Annotated in this window: 17 protein-coding genes; 10 read left to right on the top strand and 7 right to left on the bottom strand. The window is 67.1% G+C overall.

Annotated elements, in window-relative coordinates:
- Window positions 1-76 precede the first annotated feature (76 nt).
- Together IEX71_RS07555 and IEX71_RS07550 are read left to right on the top strand one after the other, a co-directional pair.
- Entirely contained in the window at window positions 77-883 is an 807-nt protein-coding gene (locus IEX71_RS07555; RefSeq protein ID WP_188836345.1) for an ArsR/SmtB family transcription factor, read from the top strand.
- Window positions 880-1,416: a maleylpyruvate isomerase family mycothiol-dependent enzyme gene (locus tag IEX71_RS07550; protein WP_188836344.1), complete on the top strand. Its 537-nt coding sequence runs from the start codon at window positions 880-882 to the stop codon at window positions 1,414-1,416. The genes IEX71_RS07555 and IEX71_RS07550 overlap by 4 nt, the downstream gene beginning before the upstream one ends.
- Window positions 1,417-1,444: 28 nt before the next feature.
- Here IEX71_RS07550 and IEX71_RS07545 read toward each other — a convergent pair whose 3' ends face one another.
- Both IEX71_RS07545 and IEX71_RS22480 read right to left on the bottom strand, forming a co-directional pair.
- Window positions 1,445-2,737, bottom strand: a complete 1,293-nt coding sequence (locus tag IEX71_RS07545) for an ArsB/NhaD family transporter (RefSeq protein WP_188836343.1) — start codon at window positions 2,735-2,737, stop codon at window positions 1,445-1,447.
- A gap of 73 nt (window positions 2,738-2,810) precedes the next feature.
- Window positions 2,811-3,650 carry a CBS domain-containing protein gene (locus IEX71_RS22480; protein WP_229749555.1) on the bottom strand — a complete coding sequence of 280 codons (840 nt, stop codon included), beginning with the start codon at window positions 3,648-3,650 and terminating at the stop codon, window positions 2,811-2,813.
- 195 nt (window positions 3,651-3,845) lie between these two features.
- Here IEX71_RS22480 and IEX71_RS07535 point away from each other — a divergent pair, with 195 nt between their 5' ends.
- Together IEX71_RS07535 and IEX71_RS07530 are read left to right on the top strand one after the other, a co-directional pair.
- Window positions 3,846-4,856 carry a sensor histidine kinase gene (locus IEX71_RS07535; RefSeq protein ID WP_229749554.1) on the top strand — a complete coding sequence of 337 codons (1,011 nt, stop codon included), beginning with the start codon at window positions 3,846-3,848 and terminating at the stop codon, window positions 4,854-4,856.
- Window positions 4,853-5,518 carry a response regulator gene (locus IEX71_RS07530; protein WP_188836342.1) on the top strand — a complete coding sequence of 222 codons (666 nt, stop codon included), beginning with the start codon at window positions 4,853-4,855 and terminating at the stop codon, window positions 5,516-5,518. The genes IEX71_RS07535 and IEX71_RS07530 overlap by 4 nt, the downstream gene beginning before the upstream one ends.
- Window positions 5,519-5,555: 37 nt before the next feature.
- Here IEX71_RS07530 and IEX71_RS07525 read toward each other — a convergent pair whose 3' ends face one another.
- The gene (locus tag IEX71_RS07525) at window positions 5,556-7,394 is read right to left on the bottom strand and encodes a chloride channel protein (protein WP_188836341.1); all 1,839 of its coding nucleotides are present in this window, start codon (window positions 7,392-7,394) and stop codon (window positions 5,556-5,558) included.
- A gap of 108 nt (window positions 7,395-7,502) precedes the next feature.
- Here IEX71_RS07525 and IEX71_RS07520 point away from each other — a divergent pair, with 108 nt between their 5' ends.
- The 5 genes from IEX71_RS07520 to IEX71_RS07500 all read left to right on the top strand — a co-directional run bounded on the left by IEX71_RS07520 (window position 7,503) and on the right by IEX71_RS07500 (window position 11,834).
- Window positions 7,503-7,913 (top strand): MarR family winged helix-turn-helix transcriptional regulator, encoded by a 411-nt coding sequence (locus IEX71_RS07520; RefSeq protein WP_229749553.1) that lies wholly within the window; start codon window positions 7,503-7,505, stop codon window positions 7,911-7,913.
- Between the two features lie 98 nt (window positions 7,914-8,011).
- Window positions 8,012-8,518, top strand: coding sequence for a carboxymuconolactone decarboxylase family protein (locus IEX71_RS07515; RefSeq protein WP_188836340.1), 507 nt, complete (start codon window positions 8,012-8,014; stop codon window positions 8,516-8,518).
- Entirely contained in the window at window positions 8,515-8,871 is a 357-nt protein-coding gene (locus IEX71_RS07510; protein WP_188836339.1) for a GNAT family N-acetyltransferase, read from the top strand. The genes IEX71_RS07515 and IEX71_RS07510 overlap by 4 nt, the downstream gene beginning before the upstream one ends.
- Window positions 8,872-9,046: 175 nt before the next feature.
- A complete protein-coding gene (locus IEX71_RS07505) occupies window positions 9,047-9,961 on the top strand; it encodes a D-alanyl-D-alanine carboxypeptidase family protein (RefSeq protein WP_188836338.1) in 915 nt (304 codons plus the stop codon).
- A 193-nt stretch (window positions 9,962-10,154) separates the two neighbouring features.
- Window positions 10,155-11,834, top strand: coding sequence for an HAD family acid phosphatase (locus IEX71_RS07500; RefSeq protein WP_229749552.1), 1,680 nt, complete (start codon window positions 10,155-10,157; stop codon window positions 11,832-11,834).
- Between the two features lie 157 nt (window positions 11,835-11,991).
- Here the strand turns inward: IEX71_RS07500 and IEX71_RS07495 are convergent, their stop codons facing one another.
- Window positions 11,992-12,669, bottom strand: a complete 678-nt coding sequence (locus tag IEX71_RS07495; RefSeq protein ID WP_188836337.1) for a DUF6891 domain-containing protein — start codon at window positions 12,667-12,669, stop codon at window positions 11,992-11,994.
- 97 nt (window positions 12,670-12,766) lie between these two features.
- On the opposite strand from IEX71_RS07495, the gene IEX71_RS07490 reads away from it, so the two are divergent.
- Entirely contained in the window at window positions 12,767-13,927 is a 1,161-nt protein-coding gene (locus IEX71_RS07490) for a calcium:cation antiporter (protein WP_229749551.1), read from the top strand.
- 66 nt (window positions 13,928-13,993) lie between these two features.
- Here IEX71_RS07490 and IEX71_RS07485 read toward each other — a convergent pair whose 3' ends face one another.
- From IEX71_RS07485 to IEX71_RS07475, 3 genes are all read right to left on the bottom strand, one after another.
- Window positions 13,994-15,052 carry a magnesium and cobalt transport protein CorA gene (locus IEX71_RS07485; RefSeq protein ID WP_373284590.1) on the bottom strand — a complete coding sequence of 353 codons (1,059 nt, stop codon included), beginning with the start codon at window positions 15,050-15,052 and terminating at the stop codon, window positions 13,994-13,996.
- Window positions 15,053-15,288: 236 nt separating this feature from the next.
- Window positions 15,289-16,701 carry a class II fumarate hydratase gene (locus IEX71_RS07480; protein WP_188836336.1) on the bottom strand — a complete coding sequence of 471 codons (1,413 nt, stop codon included), beginning with the start codon at window positions 16,699-16,701 and terminating at the stop codon, window positions 15,289-15,291.
- Between the two features lie 91 nt (window positions 16,702-16,792).
- Window positions 16,793-19,171: a glycoside hydrolase family 65 protein gene (locus IEX71_RS07475; RefSeq protein ID WP_188836335.1), complete on the bottom strand. Its 2,379-nt coding sequence runs from the start codon at window positions 19,169-19,171 to the stop codon at window positions 16,793-16,795.
- Between the last annotated feature and the right edge of the window lie 3 nt (window positions 19,172-19,174).

Below are 19,174 nucleotides of genomic sequence, written 5' to 3'. Positions count from 1 at the left end.
CGGAGCCGCGTCGGGTCAGGGAGATCGTCGATCGGCGCTGTTGACATATGCAGGTGATTACCTGCATATTGATCACATGATCGATGCAGCGCAGGACGCGGTGTTCAAGGCACTGGCGGATCAGACCCGCCGGACGCTGCTGGACCGCCTGCGCCACACCGACGGGCAGACGCTCAGTGAGCTCTGCGCCGACACAGGTATGGCGCGCCAGTCGGCGACCCAGCACCTCGACCTGCTCGTCAAGGCCGGACTCGTGACCGTCGTACGCCGCGGCCGCGAGCGCCTGCACTACCTCAACCCAGCGCCGATCCACGAGCTCCAGGAACGCTGGATCTCCACCTTCGACCAACCTCGACTGGACGCGCTCAGCGCCGTCCGACACCACGCAGAGGATCTCGCCATGAGTGAAAGCACAACAACGACAACCGTTCCGACCTACGTTTACGTCACCTACATCCGCGCCTCCGCTGACCAGGTCTGGCACGCGCTGACCGACGCCGACCTGACGGCCGCCTACTGGGACCACCGAAACGTCTCCGACTGGCAAGCAGGGTCGACGTGGGAGCACCAGCGCCTCGACGGCTCGGGCAACGACATCATCGGGCGAGTGCTCGAGGCCGAGCCACCGCGCCGTCTGGTGATCACCTTCGAGGACCCGGAGGGCGAGCAACTCGAGCAGCCGTCGACGGTGACGTTCGAGCTGGAACCCGGCGCGGAGCTCGTGCGGCTCACCGTCACCCATGAGCACCTGCCGTCGATGGGCATGTATGGCGGGATCTCGCGCGGTTGGCCGGCGGTGCTGGCCAACATGAAGTCGCTGGTCGAGACGGGCAATGCGCTTCCGGTCGAGGTGTGGTCGCTGATGCCCGCGGAGCGGTCATGAGCACCGCACCCGAGCTCGCACTGGCCGAGCGGGCCATCGCCCACCTCGACCGGGTCCTCGGCTCGCTGACGCCCGCCGATCTTGATCGCCAGTCCCCGTGTCCCGATTGGAAGGTCCGCGATGTCCTGGCCCACGTCGCCGGCACCGCGTCGGCGTTGGCCGATTTCGCCCGGACCGGGCTCCGGGAGTTGCCCGAGGAGGCGCTCCCGCTTGACGACCCGATCAACAACACCCAGCAAGCGATCCGCGAGACGCGAGACGCCCTCGCCGAGCAGTCCGAGCACACGAAGTCTGCCGCGGGCGACGTGGCGGTCGAGTTCACCACGCACGCATGGGATCTCGACCCGGAGATCGACATACCCGAGGACTTGGCGGCCGACGTCCGTGCATTCGTCTCGCCCCTGGTCACCGACGACCTCCGTCAGCAGTTCTTCGCGCCGGAAGCACCACTTGCCACCGACGCGAGCGCCGGCGACCGGTTGCTGGCCTTTCTCGGCCGTGACCCTGCGCAGATCCGACGTCGCGAGTTGTAGGAGTTACGGGCACGGCCCCCGTCCGTCGTCAGGCGAGGACGAAATACCGGAGCGACACGTAGATCCACGCCAGCGTGGTGGTCACCGCAGTCACCACGATGCCGTAGCGGGTGAACTGCCAGAAGCTGATCCGGTGCCCGTTGCGTGCGGCGAGTCCGATGGCGACAACGTTGGCGCTGGCGGCGACCGCCGTCCCATTGCCACCGAAGTCCGCGCCGAGTGCGAACGCCCACCACAACGACCGTCCTGTCTGTTGATCGGGAGCGTCGGCCGCGAGTCCTTCGACGACCGGGGCCATCGTGGCGACATACGGGATGTTGTCGAAGAACGCCCCGAGGATGCTGGACCCGAAGAGCAGCGCAGTCGCGGCAAGGTAGTAGTTGTCGCCGACCGCGCTCGTGACCCAGTCACCGAAGATGTCGATCACCCCGGTGTGCGTCAGTCCGGCGACCATCACGAACAGACCCATGAAGAACACCAGCGTCGGCCACTCGACCTCGCCGAGCGCCTCCTGTGGATCGACCCGGGTCACCAGCAGCATGACTCCGGCGCCCAGCAGAGCGACGACCGCCGGGTCGAGCTGCAACGCACCGTGCAGGGTGAAACCGACGACGACGACAGCGAACACGGCCAGAGCCCGCCGCAGCAGCCTCGGATCGGTGATCGCCCGCCGCTCATTGAGCAGCATCACTTCGGCCACTCGCTCGGGGTGGTAGCGGAATTCGGAGCGGAAGAGCACGCGGGTCCCGAGCACGAAGACCACGAAGATCACCACGACCGCCGGCGCCATGTGCACCAGGAAGTCGGTGAACGTCAGGCCGGCGCGGCTGCCGATGATGATGTTGGGCGGGTCGCCGATCAGGGTGGCGGCACCGCCGATGTTCGAGGCGAGCACCTCGGCGATCAGGTAGGGACGCGCCGACACCGACAACCGGTCGCACACCACCACCGTCACCGGCGCCACGAGCATGATCGTCGTGACGTTGTCCAGGAAGGGCGACGCGATCGCGGTGATGACCATGAGCATCACCATCAGCCGATACGGCCGGCCTCCGGACTTCTTCGCCGCCCAGATCGCGAGGAAGTCGAACAGCCCGGTCTGTTTGATGATGCCGACGATGACCATCATCCCGAGCAGCAGGAAGATGACATTCCAGTCGATGCCGGAGTGCTCGGAGAAGAAGACCTCACTGCCCGGGATCAGCTTGAGTCCCGCCATCGCGCCGGAGGCGATGAGGACGACAGCGACCTTGTCCGCCTTCTCGGTGGCGATGAAGAAGAACGCGACCAGGAAGATCGCCAGCGCCAGCGCCGCTGTCATCGGATGCACCTCGTCGGGCCGGGCGGATTGTTCACGAGGTGGCCTCCTTCACCCGGGGGCGGGTGCGCTGGGTCTATGGCGTTCGGGTGCGGTCCTGATCCATCGGGTCGTCCCCGGCGTTCACGGCGATGCTGGTGATCAGCCGTTCGAGCGTGATCGCTCCGTAGAGCGAGCCGTCGTCCTCGACGACCGCTATGACGGGGCTGCGCAGCCGGGCCATCAGGGCGGCCACCTCGAGCAGGGTCGCGTCCTTGCGGACCATGACCGGCGGACGGAGGGGGCCAGGCAGACAGTCCGCGATCGCCCGGTTCCCTTCGCTGAACCAGAACCGGTCCGCGTGTGATTCGTCGACCGTGCGCACCAGCGCCGGGTCGTCCTGATAGGAGTCCGGCACCATGAGTCGCAGCACCTGGCTGCCCGGGAGCACCGTGACCGGGCGGGACTCGTCGTCCACCACGATCAGGCCCGGGATCCGACTGACCGCCATCAGCCGGACCGCACGAAGCACCTGGTCGGCCACGGTCACCGTCGGCACGTGGGCGGCGATGTCTCCAGCCTGCATAACTTCCGTTCCCGTCATACCGCGCGTTCGCGTGAGCAACCCGACAGCTCCGGTGGTCTGGTCCGTCATCATCCGTGAGGCCTCCGCCCGTCCGTCGCTGTCCGTCGATCTCCAGGATTCCCGACCGGCGGGGTTCGCGATATCCGTGCTGACACCCATATCCGCCCGGTGCTCCCCGCCATCTCCGGCTCCCTGGCGACCCGGCCGCCGCGGCGCCTCGACAGCGGACAGGCCGACCAGGACGAGACCGGCAGCGATCACCAGGCCGTGACCGAGCGCCATACCGACGACGGCCAGCACGAGCCCGGTCAGCAGCACCCCTTGCAGGCATCTGCGCGGTGTCATCGTCATCGCCACCTCCCCCGCTCGGGCTCGGCATCTCCCCCACCACGATGCCGTCGCCGGACCCCGACCACCATCCGTGCTGACCACCAACTCCGCGGCCTGAACCCTGCAGTCGCCCGGTGTCCGCACGGATGGACGTGGGTGCGTCCCCCGTGTCAGGCTCACGGCACCCACTGCTCTCGCGGTGCAGACGGTTCTACGGTGCGGAGGCTCACGGTGTCGCTGTTCTGGCGGATCTACCTGCTCAACGCCGTCGTGCTGGTCGTGGCCACCATCAGCCTGGTGTTCGGGCCGGTGAGTGTCTCCACTCAGCCGGTCTTCGCCGAGATCATCGTCCTCGTCATCGGGCTGGCAGCGCTGCTCGCACTCGACGGCTTCCTTTTCCGGATCGGACTGGCGCCGTTGCGCCGGTTGAGCCGTGCCATGACCTCGGTCGATCTGCTGCGACCGGTGTCCCGGCCGGTCGCTGCCGGGGGCGGCGATGTCGGTGAGGTCATCCGCACGTTCAACGCCATGATCGACCGACTCGAATCCGAACGCGGCCGGAGCGCGGCACGCGCCCTGTCGGCCCAGGAGAGCGAGCGCCGCCGGATCGCGCAGGAGTTGCACGACGAGATCGGCCAAACGCTGACCGCCGTACTGCTCGACCTCAAACGGGTCTCCGACCACGCTCCCCGACAGGTCGCCTCGGAGCTGCGCGAGGTGCAGGAGACCACGCGCAGCAGTCTCGATGAGATCCGGCGGATCGCGCACCGGCTCCGTCCCGGGGTGCTGACCGAGCTCGGGGTCCGCAGTGCTCTGCGAGTGCTCGCGAGCGACACGGCCGAGCGTGCGGCGCTGCAGGTCGACTACACCTGCGACCCGGACCTGCCGGAGCTCGATGCCGAGACCGAACTCGTCGTCTATCGCGTCGCACAGGAGGCGTTGACCAACATCACCCGACACGCACGCGCCGAGCGGGTGATGGTGTCACTGGATCGGGCGCCGCACCGGCTGGAGTTGCTGGTCAGGGACGACGGGGTCGGTATGGCGGGGGCCGACGAAGGCGCAGGACTCCAAGGGATGCGCGAGCGCGCGCTGCTGATCGGCGCCCGGCTCACCCTCGACACGCCGCCTTCCGGTCGTGGCACCGACATACGCCTGGACATTCCTCTCGCGTCGGCCCATCCCGCCGCAGCCGACACCCGCTCAGTGACCCAGGAGTCGCCATGACCTTCGATGCTCGGACGCCCGCGAAAGTGCTGCTCGCCGACGACCACGCACTGGTGCGCCGGGGAGTGCGCCTGATCATCGACAACGAACCGGACCTGACGGTGGTCGCCGAGGCCGGTGACGGCGCCGAAGCGATCGAGCAGGCACGCGCCCACCAGCCGGACCTCGCCATCCTGGACATCTCCATGCCCCGGATGACCGGCCTCCAAGCGGCCAGGGAGCTCTCCCGCCAGACCCCGAACCTGCCGATCCTCATCCTGACGATGCACGACAACGAGGAATTCTTCTTCGAGGCGCTCAAGGTCGGTGCCGCGGGATACGTCCTGAAGTCCGTCGCGGACCGCGACCTGATCGAAGGCTGCCGTGCTGCGCTGCGCGGCCGGCCCTTCCTCTACCACGGGGCGGTGAGCGCCCTCATCCGCAACTACCTCGGCCAGGTCGCGAGGGGCGAGGACCCGACCGGCTCACCGATCACGCCACGAGAGGAAGAGATCCTCAAGCTCGTCGCGGAGGGCCGCTCCAGCAAGGAGATCGCCGACCTGCTCGTGATCAGCCCCAAGACGGTCGAACGGCATCGCGCCAACCTGCTGGCCAAGCTCGGACTGCGGGACCGGGTCGAACTCACCCGCTACGCGATCCGCACGGGGCTCATCCAGGCGTGACCAGTCGACGGGTGCGGCGACAACCCGCCGCGCGGCCTCACTGGGTCCGGCCGAACCACCCCGGACGTGCGACGCGCAGGCGCAGCACTCGCTCGGACTCGCGTGCCTCACGCACGTCACGCACCCGGCCCTCGAGCAGCATGGTGAGCGAGACGAGGCCGACCAGCCGGGTGGAGTCCTCCCGGTCGACGACCGGCATCTTGTCAACAGCGTTGGCAGCCATGGCATTCGCCGTCTCACGCAGGGTCTGGTCGGCGTGTGTGACGATCGGCGCCGTGATGCACAGCTCCTGCAGCGAGGTGTCACCACCATGCTCGTGCACCGCCGTCTCCAGCTGGGTGCGGGTCACCACGCCGACGAGCGTGTCGCTGCCCTCGATCACGGGGTAGAGCATCTGGCGGCGCGTCTCGACATTGTCCGGTTCGACACCGGAGATGACCTCCAGTGCCTCGGCCGCCGTCAGGTCGCTCTCGTAGCTGAGGATGTCGCGCGACATCACCTCGCCGACGAAGTAGATCTCGAGGGGGTCCACGTCATACTCGCGAGTCAGGTGGTAACCGCGGCGCGCGATCTTCTCGGTCAACACCGACCGCTTGAGCATCAGACTGGAGAGCGCGAAAGCCGTTGAGGCACCTATGATCAACGGCAGTATGGCGTCGAAGCGACCAGTCAGCTCCATCGCGAAGATGACACCGGTGAACGGCGACCGCATGACACCGCCGAGCACGCCCGCGAGCGCGACCAGCGCCCAGAACCCGGGGCCGACGTGCGGGAAGATGTTCGACTCCAGGGCGCCGAGTGCACCGCCGATCATGAACATCGGTGCGAGCACACCGCCGGAGGTGCCCGACCCGAGCGAGAGCGACCAGATGAGCGTCTTGACGATCAGGATGCCGACCACGAGGTCCATGCCGATGCTGCCGTCGAGCTCGGCCTCGATGATGTTGTAGCCGACACCGAGCGACTCCGGCACGATCATTCCGCCGATGCCGATGATCACGCCGCCGATGGCCGGCCACCACATCCAGTGCACGGGCAGCTTGCGGAAGCCGTCCTCCGCGGCGTAGACGAGCATCGTCGCGACGATCGCGAGAAGTCCGGCGACGATGCCGGTGACAACGCACAACAGCTCGGCGACCGGCGTGATGTGCAGCGCGCCCTTGACGGGGAAGAGCACGCCGTCGCCCAGCAACGGGTGCCGGATCACGGTCGCGACACAGACGGCAGCCGCGACCGGCACGTAACTGCGCGGGCGCCATTCGAACAGCAGCAACTCGACGGCGAGCATGATCGCCGCGAACGGCGTGTTGAAGGTCGCCGCCATACCGGCCGCGGCACCTGCGACCAGCAGGGTCTTGCGCTCGTCGGCAGTCAACCGCAGGAACTGCGCGAACAGCGAACCGATGGCGCCACCGGTCATGATGATCGGGCCCTCAGCGCCGAACGGGCCACCGGTGCCGATGGCGATCGCCGAGGAGATCGGCTTGAGTATGGCGACTCGCGGCTGCACCTTGCTGCCGCCCAGCAGGATCGCCTCGATCGCCTCCGGCATGCCGTGCCCGCGGATCTTCTCCGAGCCGTAGCGCGCCATGAACCCGATCACCAGACCACCGACGATCGGCGCGAGCAGCACGATGTACCAGTGGTCGTGGCCGCCGCCAGGCGCCACCAGTCGAGTGTCGATGCGTTGGTAGAACACGGCATTGGTGATCAGCCCGATGAGGCGCAGCAGCGCCCAGGCCACGACGGCGGCGACCGCGCCGACCGGCAGGGCCAGCGCGGCGATGATCAGCAGCCGCGGCGTCGCACGGAAGTCGCCGAGATGGTGGACATCGCGTGGCACGTCGTTCGGTGCGATGGGCTGGGTCGTGCTCATGGAGAAGGGTTCACTCGCTGTCGTCGTGGCTTTATATCGTGACACGACTATGTCGTGCGACGACATAATATAGGGTTGCCCGAAACCACGACGGAAGGGTCTCAATCCGTGGCCACGCGCATCACCGACGCCGACTACACGCGCCTGCTGCGGCTGCGCACCCGCCTGCGCAAGTTCGAGCACTGGAGCGCAGCGCAGGCCGCGGCAATGGGACTGACCTCCAGCCAGCACCAGCTGTTGCTCGCCATCCGAGGGCACGACGACAAGGAAGCCCCGACCATCGGCGATGTCGCCGACTACCTGTTGGTGCGGCACAACACCGCGGTCGAGCTGGCGAACCGCACGCAGGAGTTGGGGCTCATCGACCGGGTGCGCGACGGCGCCGACCACCGCGTGGTGCGACTGGCCCTGACCGACGAAGGTCGCAAGCGGCTCAACGCGCTGTCCGCAGACCACATCGAGGAACTCGCCCGGCTGGCCGAGGTCGTCGACGAGCTCTTCGACACGTTGCACACCTGACGAGCCACCCGCAGGCTCGGGAATTACCGGCAGAGCCGAAGCGCTGTTGACTCTGCCGGCGCTGCCGCGTCCGGCGCCCCGCGAGACGAGGAGCCCCGATGCGTCCGTTCCTGGACAAGGCCGCGCCCGATGTATGGCGCGCCGCGCAGGCCTACTCCGCGGCCGTCGTCGAGGCCGCCGAAGAGCGAGGGCTGGAGACCACCGCCACCGAGTTGGTCAAGGTCCGCGCCTCGCAGCTCAACGGCTGCGCGTTCTGCCTGGACCTGCATTCCCGCCAGGCCCGTCACGCCGGGGTCCCGCAGCAGAAGCTGGACCTGCTGCCGGCATGGCGTGAAGGCGCCGCCTTCACCAGTCGCGAGCGCGCCGTGCTCGCGATCGCGGAGGCCGCCACCCGCCTGCCGCTGACCGAGGACTCGAGGGCCGAGATCGACGCCGCCAGAGCCGAATTGGGTGAGGATGTGTTCGTCGCCGCGGAGTGGGTGGCCGTGGCGATCAATGCGTTCAACCGGATCTCGATCCTCAGCGAACATCCCGTCCAGCCCCGCGATGCCGACGGTCGGCTGATCCGTGAACGACCGACACCATCACCCGAGGAGAAGAAATGACCGACGAACGCTTCGACGTGCAGCACCTCCCCGATAAGTCCCGTTACGTCCTGCTCGACCGCGGCGAGGACGGCACACACGACGACGAGATCGGCGTCGAGCAGTACGTCGACATGACGGACGCTGCCGAGCGCGTGTTGTTCCACACCGTGGTGTCGGAGGAGTACTCCGGCCAGGGTCTCGCCTCGACACTGGTGCGCGCCGCCGTCGAAGACGTCATCGCCTCCGGCCGCGAGATCGTGCCGGTCTGCCCGTATGTCGCCGCCTGGTTGCCCAAGCACCCCGAATACGCCGAGCACGTGGTGCAGCCGACGGCCGAGCACCTCGCGGCGGTGCGCGCAGCCACCCGATAGGCCGGCCTCCCGGTGGGTGTCCGCCCATGAACCATCCGACGTCGAGCGGCGCACCCGGCGGGTGCGCCGCTCGAGAAATTTCAGGACACGCCCGCGATCCACCGACGCAGAATCGCATCTCCCTGCCCCCGGTTCTGCTGGAATAGGTCCAGTGATCGCGAGGGAGGGAGCGACCATGACGACCGCATCAGCCGGGTCGGCGGCCATCGACATCGAAGCCGCCGGAAGCACGCGCTACGTCGCACCCGACATCGACAGCCTCAACGTCCGGATGGGGCCGAGCACGGCATACCCCGCAGTCGGCCTTCTGGCGCCCGGCGCCCAAGTCATCGGCATCCCGTATGCCGGATGGCTGCAGATCACCGACGGACCACTGGTCGGCGGCTGCGTCAGCACTGATTACCTGACGACCGACCGACCGCGCGCCGCCCCGCCGGTCCCGTGCCCGCACATCGTCGGCCGCGTCACCAGCGACAACCAGTTCGCCAACATCCGCTCCGGTCCTGGATTCAGCCACCCGGTCGTCGGGCGTTACGCACACCACGAGCAGGTCACCGGCCGGCTGGTCGACCACGGCCCGTGGGTGGAGACCGAGCGCGGCTACGTCAACGGCGGCACGATCGCGGTCCACGCCACCAACCCGAGCAGCCTCAACGGCCGCCTCCCGGAGCATCTGCTGGCTCCGATCCCGTTGTGTTACAACGCAGTTGCGTACTTCGAGCCGGCATACACCCCCGATACGCCGCGCTATCTGAACGGCGCCGCCCTGGCCGCGTTGCACCGCCTGCAGCACGCCTTCCACCGGCGCTTCGGGCACTTCGCGACCATCGACCTCACCTACCGCTCGTATGCCGAGCAGGAGTACTGGTACGACAAGTTCGGCAGCCCCCGCGCGGCGGTGCCGGGCACGTCCAACCACGGCTACGGTCTCGCGATCGACTTCGAGGAGGGCGAGGAGCCGGGTCTTTACTCCTGGGGCGCGCCCGGCAACCACTGGTTGCTCACCCACCAGCAGGCCTTCGGCTTCCACAACCCGTATGCGCCCACGCTGCAGGAGGGTGAGGACTACCACTTCAATTTCGTCGGCTGAGCTGTGTTTTTTGCTCCGACTCCTCGCGGAACTGGGGTGGCGCCGCCGAACGAGTTCGGCAGCGCCACCCCCAGTTCCGGTCGTCGTCTCCGTGTCTGTCCTCGTTCCGTTCTGCCGAGTTCGGCCCACCGGTCGCCGTGCGGCAGTAACGTCGGTGGGCCCCGTCATCCAGCCACGACTTCGGAGATGAAACATGCATCGTCGTGCAGCAACGATCGCCGCGATCACCATCGCAGCAGCAGCACCCGCGTTCACCCTCGCACCGAGTGCCAGCGCCGACTCAGGACACCACTCCCCCTCGACCCGGGTGGCCCAGCAGCACTCGGTGAAATCGCTGAAGTCGTGGGCGGACCACCAGCTGACGCCACGCACGCACTTCACGATGGCGGCCGACGGGTCCAGCGGACAGACGGTGGGCGGTGCCGGCATACCCAACATCGACTCGGTGAAGTCCACCATCCGCACCTACTACAACGCCGACTCCAAGGGCATCGCGAGCAAGACGTCCTCGCCGTACATCTCCGAGATGAACACGATCGTCGCCAAGGAGACCAAGAAACTGAAGGGGCTCTACCAGCAGAGCCTGCGCGACGGCAAGAAGCCGGCCGTCGTCTTCGACGCCGACGACACGACGCTGATGACCTATGACATGGAAGACGGCGCCATGCACTTCAACTTCGATCCTGCGCTGCAGGACGTATGGGTGCAGGGCCAGAAGTTCCCGGCCACTCCCGCGATGGTCACCTTCGTCAAGGCCGCTCAGGACGCCGGATTCACCGTCTTCGGTCTGACCGGACGCAACGACGACCAGAAGGCCGCCACCGTCGGCAACCTGAAGAAGGTCGGCTACACCGGCTTCACCTCCGACCGCTTCTACACGAAGTGGACCGGCAAGGGCGACAGCCAGCAGCCGTCATACATCACCTGCGCGACCGCGAAGTGCACGACCGTGGAGTACAAGGCCGGCACCCGCAAGCACATCGAGTCGATGGGTTACGACATCGCGCTCAACGTCGGCGACCAGTTCTCCGACCTGCAGGGTGGGTATGCCGATCACACTCTGAAGCTGCCCAACCCGACCTACTACCTGCCGTCCCCCGACCTGCCCGGCATGAACGAGCCGCGACTGGCACCGCGCACGCACTTCACGATGAAGGCGGACGGCTCCAGCGGGAAAACTGAAGGCGGAGAAGGCATTCCGAACATCGACTCGGTGAAGTCGACGATCCGCACCTACTACAACGCGGACTCCAAGGGCATCGCGAACAAGGTCACCTCGCCATACATCAGTGAGATGACCCGGCTGACCTCGAGCATCACGCCGGCGCTCTCCGCCGCCTGCACCCTCGGCAGCGTCTTCGGCGCCAAGCCGGCCATCGTGCTCGACGCCGACGACACGACCCTCATGACCTATGACATGGAGAACGGCGCGATGAAGTTCAACTACGACCCGGCACTGCAGGACGTGTGGGTGCAGGGGCAGAAGTTCCCGGCCACCCCCGGCATGGTCGACCTGGTCAACGCCGCGCAGAAGTCCGGCTGCACGCTGATCGGCCTGACCGGCCGCAACGACAACCAGAAGGCCGCGACGATGGGCAACCTCGCCAAGGTCGGCTACACCGGATTCACCGTGCCGAACTACTACACGAAGTGGACCGGCAGTGGCGATAGCCAGCAGCCGCCATACATCACCTGCGCGACTGCCAAGTGCACGACGATCGAGTACAAGTCGCAGACCCGCGCACACGTCGAGACCGCATCCGGTGGCGGCTACACCGTCATCGCCAACTTCGGTGACCAGTTCAGCGACCTGATCGGCGGGCACGCCATCGTGCCGGTCAAGCTGCCGAACCCGACCTACTACCTGCCGTAGGCGGGACCGCGCCGCCCCGCTCTCGCCGAGAGGACACTCGTTCACCCAGAGGACAGGCGATTCGACCCATTTCGGGGTTGTTTTGCCTGTCCTCTCGGTCGTTGCCTGTCCTGTCGGCGAAAGGGGTATGCCGACCCCGGTCGGACACCAACCAAGATCAGGCGGTCGGCAGTGGCTTGCGCCAGTGCAGGTCGACGATCTGGATTCGCGCGCTCGTGGTGCCGTCCCACTCGACGCGTAAGCCGGCCGCGCGCAACTCCTCGGCGACATCTGTCGCGACGGCGAGCTCGGTGGCGTCGGACCGATCGAACGCGCCGAACGCCAGCCAGAGCCGCGCGGGCTCGTCGCCGAGCCCCTCGGCATCCTGCGCGTGGAAGAACGTGTAGCCGCGCCAGGCACTCGGATCGTCCACCTCGTCGCGGATCTCGCCGTGCCCGCAGTGCTGGCAGCACGCGAAGTTCATCCGAGCCACGATCCCGCGGTCGGCGAGCGATGCGAAGACGCCTGCGACCTTGTCGTGGTCGCCCGGACCGGACCATGTGGCCTGCTCGGCGAGGCGCTCGGACCACGCCTGATCCGCGATCGCGTCGACGCTCACCCGGTCCGGCGCGAGCGTGTCGTAGGTGTCACGCAGCGCCTCGCGTACGCCCGCCTGATCATGGAAGCCGGAGCTGACGACATCGCGAGCGAATCGCAGCGCTTCATCCACTTCTTCGGGCCAATGGCCCGCGCGGTCGTCCCGCTCCTGCGGGGTCAACCGGTCGAAATCCCAACCCCCGTCGTCGACCTGCTGCATCGGCTGCTGCGGAGCCTTCTTCTTGCGTCGACCGAACATCGCATCCCCTCCTCGAGCGTGCAGATCGTGCTCGCAGCCTAACCAGCGGTCAGCCCGGCATACGATCCATGACCCACCGGCACGAGACAATGCGGTCGTGAATCCGACTCGACTGCGCACCGCACTGGCCCGTTGGACCGTCTGGGCTCCCATCCTGGCGTTGCTGCCACTGCCGTTCACCTTCGGCAAGCACATCGGCCCCGCCTGGATCGTGATCGTCGCGGCGTTGCTCGGTGCCTCGGTGCTGGCGGCGGTGCACCACGCGGAGGTGGTCGCGCACAAGGTCGGCGAACCCTTCGGGTCATTGGTGCTGGCGATCGCGGTGACGGTCATCGAGGTCGCGCTCATCGTGACCCTGATGCTCAGCGGTGGGTCCGATGCCAACACCCTCGCCCGCGACACCGTCTTCTCTGCGGCGATGCTGACCTGCAACGGCATCGTCGGCGCCTCACTCCTCGCCGGCGCGATGCGCCACCACACCGTCACGTTCAATGCCGAAGGCACCGGAGCCGCACTGGCCTGCGTGCTCACCCTGGCGACCATGTGCCTGGTGCTGCCCAACTTCACCTCCAGCGTGCAGGGCCCGGAGTTCTCCGGGTCACAGCTGGCGTTCGCAGCGATCGCATCGCTCGCGCTCTACGGCCTCTTCGTCGTCACGCAGACAGTGCGGCACCGCGACTTCTTCCTACCGGTCGACCGGGCGGACTATCGCCCGCTGGCCCGGGGCAACGGGTACACAACCGCCACGCGGGACGATCTGGCAACCCAGGAGTCAGAGGGCGAGCACGCCGAACCACCGACCAAGCGGGCCGCGCTGCAGAGCCTGGTGCTGCTGCTCGTCGCGCTCATCGCCGTCGTCGGGCTGGCGAAGGTCGAGTCGAAGCCAATTGAGGACGGCGTGCGCGGGCTCGGTCTGCCGCACTCCTTCGTCGGCGTCATCATCGCGTTGCTGGTGCTCGCGCCGGAGACGCTGGCGGCCGTCAACGCGGCCCGGCGCGACCGCGTGCAGATCAGCCTCAACCTCGGCTACGGCTCGGCAATGGCATCGATCGGCCTGACCATCCCGGTCATCGCGATCGCGTCCATCTGGTTGCCCACGGACCTGCACCTCGGGCTGGGTCACACGCAGATCGTGTTGCTCGGTCTCACTGCGGCAGTCGGTATCCTCACCGTCGTGCCGGGACGTGCCACGCGCCTGCAGGGCGGCATACATCTGATCCTGACTGCGGCGTTCATCTTCCTTGCCGCGAATCCCTAGGTGCACCAGCGGGTTTCGATACGCACTCCTCCGCTGCGCTCCCTCGAGCTACTCAACCAGCGCTGGTCAGAGCCACTTTCGCTTGCGGAAGACCACGAACAGCAGGCAGCAGACGACCAGCATGAGCACGACCGCGAAGGGATAGCCGAACGCCCAGTGCAGCTCGGGCATCTCGTCGAAGTTCATGCCGTAGATGCCGCTGATGAGCGACGGCGCGAAGAGGATCGCCGCCCACGCGGAGATCTTCTTGACCTCGTCGCTCTGCTCCATGCCCGCCTCCGCGAGCCGGCGCATCTCTTCGTTCTGGGTCTGCGCGACCAGAGTCGCGTTGAGCGTGAGTATGTCAGCGAGATTGGCCCGGAATCCGTCCACCCGCTCCACGACGCTGGTGGCGTGGTCGGCGACGTCGCGCAGATTGCGCTGCAGTTCCTCGTCGGTGCCGTATTTGTCGAAGCCTGCCTCCAGGCCTTTCATGATCTGCAGCAGCGGCTTGGTCGCCCGCTGCAGCTCGGCGACCTCGCGGGAGAGCTCGTAGATGCGTCGCGACACTGCGGGATCGGACTCGAAGACCTGGTTCTCGATCTCGTCGATGTCGTTCTCCAAGCCCGCCACCACCGGCGCGTAGCGGTCCACGACGAAGTCGATCATCGCATAGAGCACCGCTTCGGGACCGCGGGCCAGCAGCTCCGGGTCCGACTCCAGCCGCTCGCGCACCGCGGCCAGCTTCGGCCGGTCGGAATGGCGGACCGTGAGCACGAAGTCCGGCCCGATGAAGAGGTGCAACTCGCCGATCTGCACGGTCTCGGAGGCGTCCAGGTAGATCGCCGGGCGCAGCACCACGAAGAGCGTCTCGTCATACCGCTCCAGCTTCGGACGCTGGTGCGCGACGATCGCGTCCTCGACGGCGAGCGGGTGGAGGTTGAAGACCTCCGCCATGTCGTTGATCTGGGTCTCGGTCGGGTGGAACAAACCGATCCAGGCCATCGGCTTGTCGGGACCGTGCAACCGGTGCATCGCCTCTCGCAGCGACTTCGGCGCCTCGACCCGGTGACCGTTGCAGTAGACCGCCTTCTCGACGACCGACTGCTCGACGGGCACCTCCTCCTCGGCACGCCGCGGCTGCAGGATGCGCTCGGGCGCGTCGTCGCGCGACGACGCGCCACCCCGAGCAGGCAGCGCCGCCGCCGTCCGGAAAGCGCGGTTCCTCCAGCTGGGCACGATCAGAGCCTAATGCCGCCCCACCCACCGAGCGGATAGCAAACACACTCACCGGACAGGAAATATGAGCGCCGTCGGCCGGATTTCCTATCCGCTCAGTGCTCTTCCTGTCCGCTCAGCGATAGGGGTGCGGGCGGGGCGGGTCAATCGTGGGGGTGCGCCATCGCGAGGACGTCCAGCACCCGGTCGAGGTCGGCCTCACTGATCGTGCCGCTCTTCACGTGGCCGCGCTCGACCACCACCTCGCGGATCGTCTTGCCCTCCTTGAGGGATTGCTTGGCGATGGCGGAGGCTTCGTCATACCCGACGTAGTGGTTGAGCGGAGTGACGATCGACGGCGAAGACTCGGCGAACTCCCGGCAGCGCTCGACGTTCGCCTCGATCCCGTCGATGCAGCGGTCGGCGAAAACCTCGCTGACGTTCGCCAGGATCTCGATCGACTGCAGCAGGTTGTCGGCGATCACCGGCAGCATCACGTTGAGCTCGAAGTTGCCGGCCGCACCGCCCCAGGCGACCGCTGCGTCGTTGCCGACCACTTGTGCGGCGACCTGGCAAACCGCCTCTGCCAGCACGGGATTGACCTTCCCGGGCATGATCGAGCTGCCGGGCTGCAGATCCGGGAGGAAGATCTCGGTCAGGCCGGTGCGCGGCCCGGAACCCATCCAGCGGATGTCGTTGGCGATCTTGGTCATGCTCACCGCGATCGTGCGCAGCACGCCGGACAGCTCGACCAGCGCGTCCCGGGCGCCTTGCGCCTCGAAGTGGTCTGCGGCCTCGGCCAGCGGCAGGCCCATGTCGTCAGCGAGTCTCGAAATCACCTCTGCGGCAAGGCCTTCGGGTGCGTTGATGCCGGTCCCCACGGCGGTGCCGCCCAATGGCAGCGCACCGACCCGCGGCAGCGCCGTCTCCAACCGGGCGATCCCTTGGCGGACCTGTGCGGCATACCCGCCGAACTCCTGGCCGAGCGTCACTGGGGTGGCGTCCATCAGGTGGGTGCGACCGGACTTCACGACGTCCGCGAACTCGACCGACTTCCGCTCCAGTGCTTCGGCGAGATGCTGCAGCGACGGGATCAGCTTGCGCACCACCGCGCGCGTCGCCGCGATGTGTATGGCGGCAGGGAACTGATCGTTGGAGGAGAACGGGTCGTTGACGTCGTCGTTGGGGTGGACCGGCTCGCCGAGCGCCTCCTGCGCGAGCGAGGCGATCACCTCGTTGGCGTTCATGTTTGAAGACGTGCCCGAACCCGTCTGGAAGACATCGATCGGGAACTCGTCGTCCCATCCTCCGCGCGCCACCTCCGCGGCCGCGTCATGAATGGCCCGCGCTTTGCGCTCGTCGAGCATGCCGCGCTCGCTCCGGACCGCCGCCGAGCAACCCTTGATCGAGGCCAGTGCTCCGATCAGCTCGCGCTCGATGTGCTTCCCGGAGATCGGGAAGTTTTCCACCGCGCGCTGGGTCTGCGCACGCCATTTGGCATCGATCGGAACCTCGACGTCGCCCATCGAGTCGTGTTCGGTGCGCGTCGCAGCGGCGGAATCACCTTGTGCTGTCATTGTTTTCGGCTCCCGTCAGTGACGTCGGCCGAGGCGTTGGTCAGCCGACTTCGGCTTACCACCCAGTCTGCCACTCATGCACAGCCGTCCCTCAGCCACCCGACCCAGCCCGCATCGGCGCGCGGCCCACCGGCTGCTCCGGTCGCGGCGTCAACGGCTTGGGAGTCTTCGTCGCCCGGGACGTCGGCTTACCGGACCGCAGGGTGAACTTGCGGCCGTAGTGCTTGATGGTGGTGTGCGCGTCCGGCCCGTCCTCGAGTTGGTAGATCGTCCGGTCGTGCGTCACCTCGACACGGATCTTGCAGCCCTGCCACCGAATGGTGAACGCCAGGCGTTCGATGCCCTCGGGCAGTGCCGGTGCGAAGCTGAGTTGCCCGTGGTGATCACGCATGCCGCCGAAGCCGCACACCAACGCCAGCCACGCTCCTGCCAGAGAGGCGACGTGGACGCCGTCCTTGGTGTTGTGTTCCAGATCGTGCAGGTCCATCAGCGCTGCCTCGGTGGCGTAGTCGTGCGCCAGATCCACGTGCCCGACCTCCGCTGCCAGGACCGCCTGCGTGCACGCCGACAACGACGAGTCCCGTGTGGTGAGCGGCTCGTAGTACGCGAAGGCCCGCGCCTTCTGCTCCGCGGTGAATTCGTCGCCGCACCAGTGCATTGCGAGGATCAGGTCGGCTTGTTTGATGACCTGGCGAGGGTAGATGTCGACATACGGATAGTGCAGCAGCAACGGGTAAGACTTGCTGTCGTGTGTCTCCTGGAAGTCCCACACCCGGTGCTGGGTGAAGTCGGCGTCCTGCATGTGCACGTCGCGCTCGGAGTCGTAGGGAACCGTGATCGTCTCGACGGCGGTCCACCACTCGGCGCGCTCCGCCTCGGTGACCTTCAGTTCCTTGGCGGCCTTCGGCCAGCGTTCGGCTGCCTCCGCGGCATACCGCAGGTTTCGTGCCGCCATCAGATTGGTGTAGACGTTGTCGTCGACGATCGCGCTGTATTCGTCCGGCCCGGTGACGCCGTCGATGTGGAAACGGCCATCGGTGCCGAGGTAGCCGATATCAGCCCAGAGTCGCGCGGTGCGCACCAGCAGCGGCAACGCGATCTCCTGGTCGAACTCCTCGTCCTGGGTCCAGTGGACGTAACGCGCCGCTGCCACCGCGATGTCCGCGTTGACGTGGAAGGCTGCAGTGCCGGCGGGCCAGTACGCGGAACACTCCTGGCCACGAATCGTGCGCCAGGGGAAGGCGATTCCCTCGAGTTTCAGCGTATTTGCGCGTTCTTCGGCGAGATCGGCGATCGACAGCCGCCAACTCAGAGCATCACGTGCGGCTTGTGGCGCCGTGGCGGTCAGCACCGGCAGGACATACATCTCACTGTCCCAGAAACAGTGCCCGTCATACCCGGGTCCGGTCAGACCCTTTGCGGCTATGGCGCGACCTTCCGACCGGGCACCGGCCTGCAGGACGTGCCAGAGGCCGAAGCGGACCGCCTGCTGGATCACCGGATCACCGTCGACCTCGACGTCGGCACCGTCCCAGAACTCGTCCAGGTAGCTGCGCTGCTCAGCGACCAGGCTGTCCCACCCGGTGTGCCGGACCGCCGACAGTGCCGCGTCGACCTGGTCCCGCAGCGCGGGCAGGGTTCGCTGCGAACTCCAGCCGTAGGCAACGAATTTCGTGATGCCGACGGAATCGCCCGGCTGCAGCTCGGTGCCGACCGTGGTTCGCGTCCAGTCCGGTTGCACATAGGTGTTGCTGTGGAGGTCGTTGCCGTCCTCGCTGTGAATCTCGTGATCGCACGCCACAGCTACTCGCAACTTGCTCCGTCGGGTCCGGTGGATCATCGAGGAGCGGTTGCCGCTGCTGGTGGCTTCCTCAGGCTTCAGCGGGTCCTTGAGCGCGGCTGCGACCCGGGGATCCTTGGAGGTGGAAGCGAGTTTCTCGTTGGCGACCATCTCCGACTGCATCACGATGCGAACCGGCTTGTTGACCGCTTCCACCGAGTAGCGGATCGCGAGAATCGCTCGCTGGGTGAACGACACCAACCGGGTCGACCGGATGTGCACCTGCGTGCCGGCAGTGGTCTCCCAGATCAGATCCCGGTGCAGGAGCCCTTCGCGCATGTCGAGGGAACGCTCCTGGTGGCGCACCACGCCGTACCGCAGGTCCAGCGGCTGGTCGTCGACCAGCAGCCGAATGATCTTGCCGTCCGTGACATTGACGATCGTCTGGCCCTCTTCGGGGTAGCCGTAGCCAGCCTCGGCATACGGCAGCGGACGCTCCTCGTAGAACGAGTTGAGGTAAGTGCCGAGGAGACCGTTCGGGGTCGATTCGTCGTAATTGCCACGCACACCGATGTGGCCGTTCGCCAGCGCGAACACCGACTCGGACTGCGCGAGATTGCCCGGGTGGACTCCGAGTTCGCGGACTCGCCACGGCTCGACGGTGAACTCGCTCTTGAGGTTGTCGGTCATCGC

Origin of the sequence: Flexivirga endophytica, from assembly GCF_014640635.1 — a bacterium.
GTDB lineage: Bacteria > Actinomycetota > Actinomycetes > Actinomycetales > Dermatophilaceae > Flexivirga > Flexivirga endophytica.
The sequence above is the reverse complement of the archived record's forward strand: the minus strand, read 5'-3'. Positions and strand labels throughout refer to the sequence as shown.

Bases quoted from the DNA above. Each gene is read 5' to 3' on its own strand.
- IEX71_RS07500 (WP_229749552.1), top strand. From the start codon at position 10,155: ATGCATCGTCGTGCAGCAACGATCGCCGCGATCACCATCGCAGCAGCA.
- IEX71_RS07545 (WP_188836343.1), bottom strand. From the start codon at position 2,737: ATGACAGCGGCGCTGGCGCTGGCGATCTTCCTGGTCGCGTTCTTCTTC.
- IEX71_RS07495 (WP_188836337.1), bottom strand. From the start codon at position 12,669: ATGTTCGGTCGACGCAAGAAGAAGGCTCCGCAGCAGCCGATGCAGCAG.
- IEX71_RS07510 (WP_188836339.1), top strand. From the start codon at position 8,515: ATGACCGACGAACGCTTCGACGTGCAGCACCTCCCCGATAAGTCCCGT.
- IEX71_RS07530 (WP_188836342.1), top strand. From the start codon at position 4,853: ATGACCTTCGATGCTCGGACGCCCGCGAAAGTGCTGCTCGCCGACGAC.
- IEX71_RS22480 (WP_229749555.1), bottom strand. From the start codon at position 3,650: ATGACGATGACACCGCGCAGATGCCTGCAAGGGGTGCTGCTGACCGGG.
- IEX71_RS07475 (WP_188836335.1), bottom strand. From the start codon at position 19,171: ATGACCGACAACCTCAAGAGCGAGTTCACCGTCGAGCCGTGGCGAGTC.
- IEX71_RS07505 (WP_188836338.1), top strand. From the start codon at position 9,047: ATGACGACCGCATCAGCCGGGTCGGCGGCCATCGACATCGAAGCCGCC.
- IEX71_RS07480 (WP_188836336.1), bottom strand. From the start codon at position 16,701: ATGACAGCACAAGGTGATTCCGCCGCTGCGACGCGCACCGAACACGAC.
- IEX71_RS07525 (WP_188836341.1), bottom strand. From the start codon at position 7,394: ATGAGCACGACCCAGCCCATCGCACCGAACGACGTGCCACGCGATGTC.
- IEX71_RS07550 (WP_188836344.1), top strand. From the start codon at position 880: ATGAGCACCGCACCCGAGCTCGCACTGGCCGAGCGGGCCATCGCCCAC.
- IEX71_RS07555 (WP_188836345.1), top strand. From the start codon at position 77: ATGATCGATGCAGCGCAGGACGCGGTGTTCAAGGCACTGGCGGATCAG.
- IEX71_RS07515 (WP_188836340.1), top strand. From the start codon at position 8,012: ATGCGTCCGTTCCTGGACAAGGCCGCGCCCGATGTATGGCGCGCCGCG.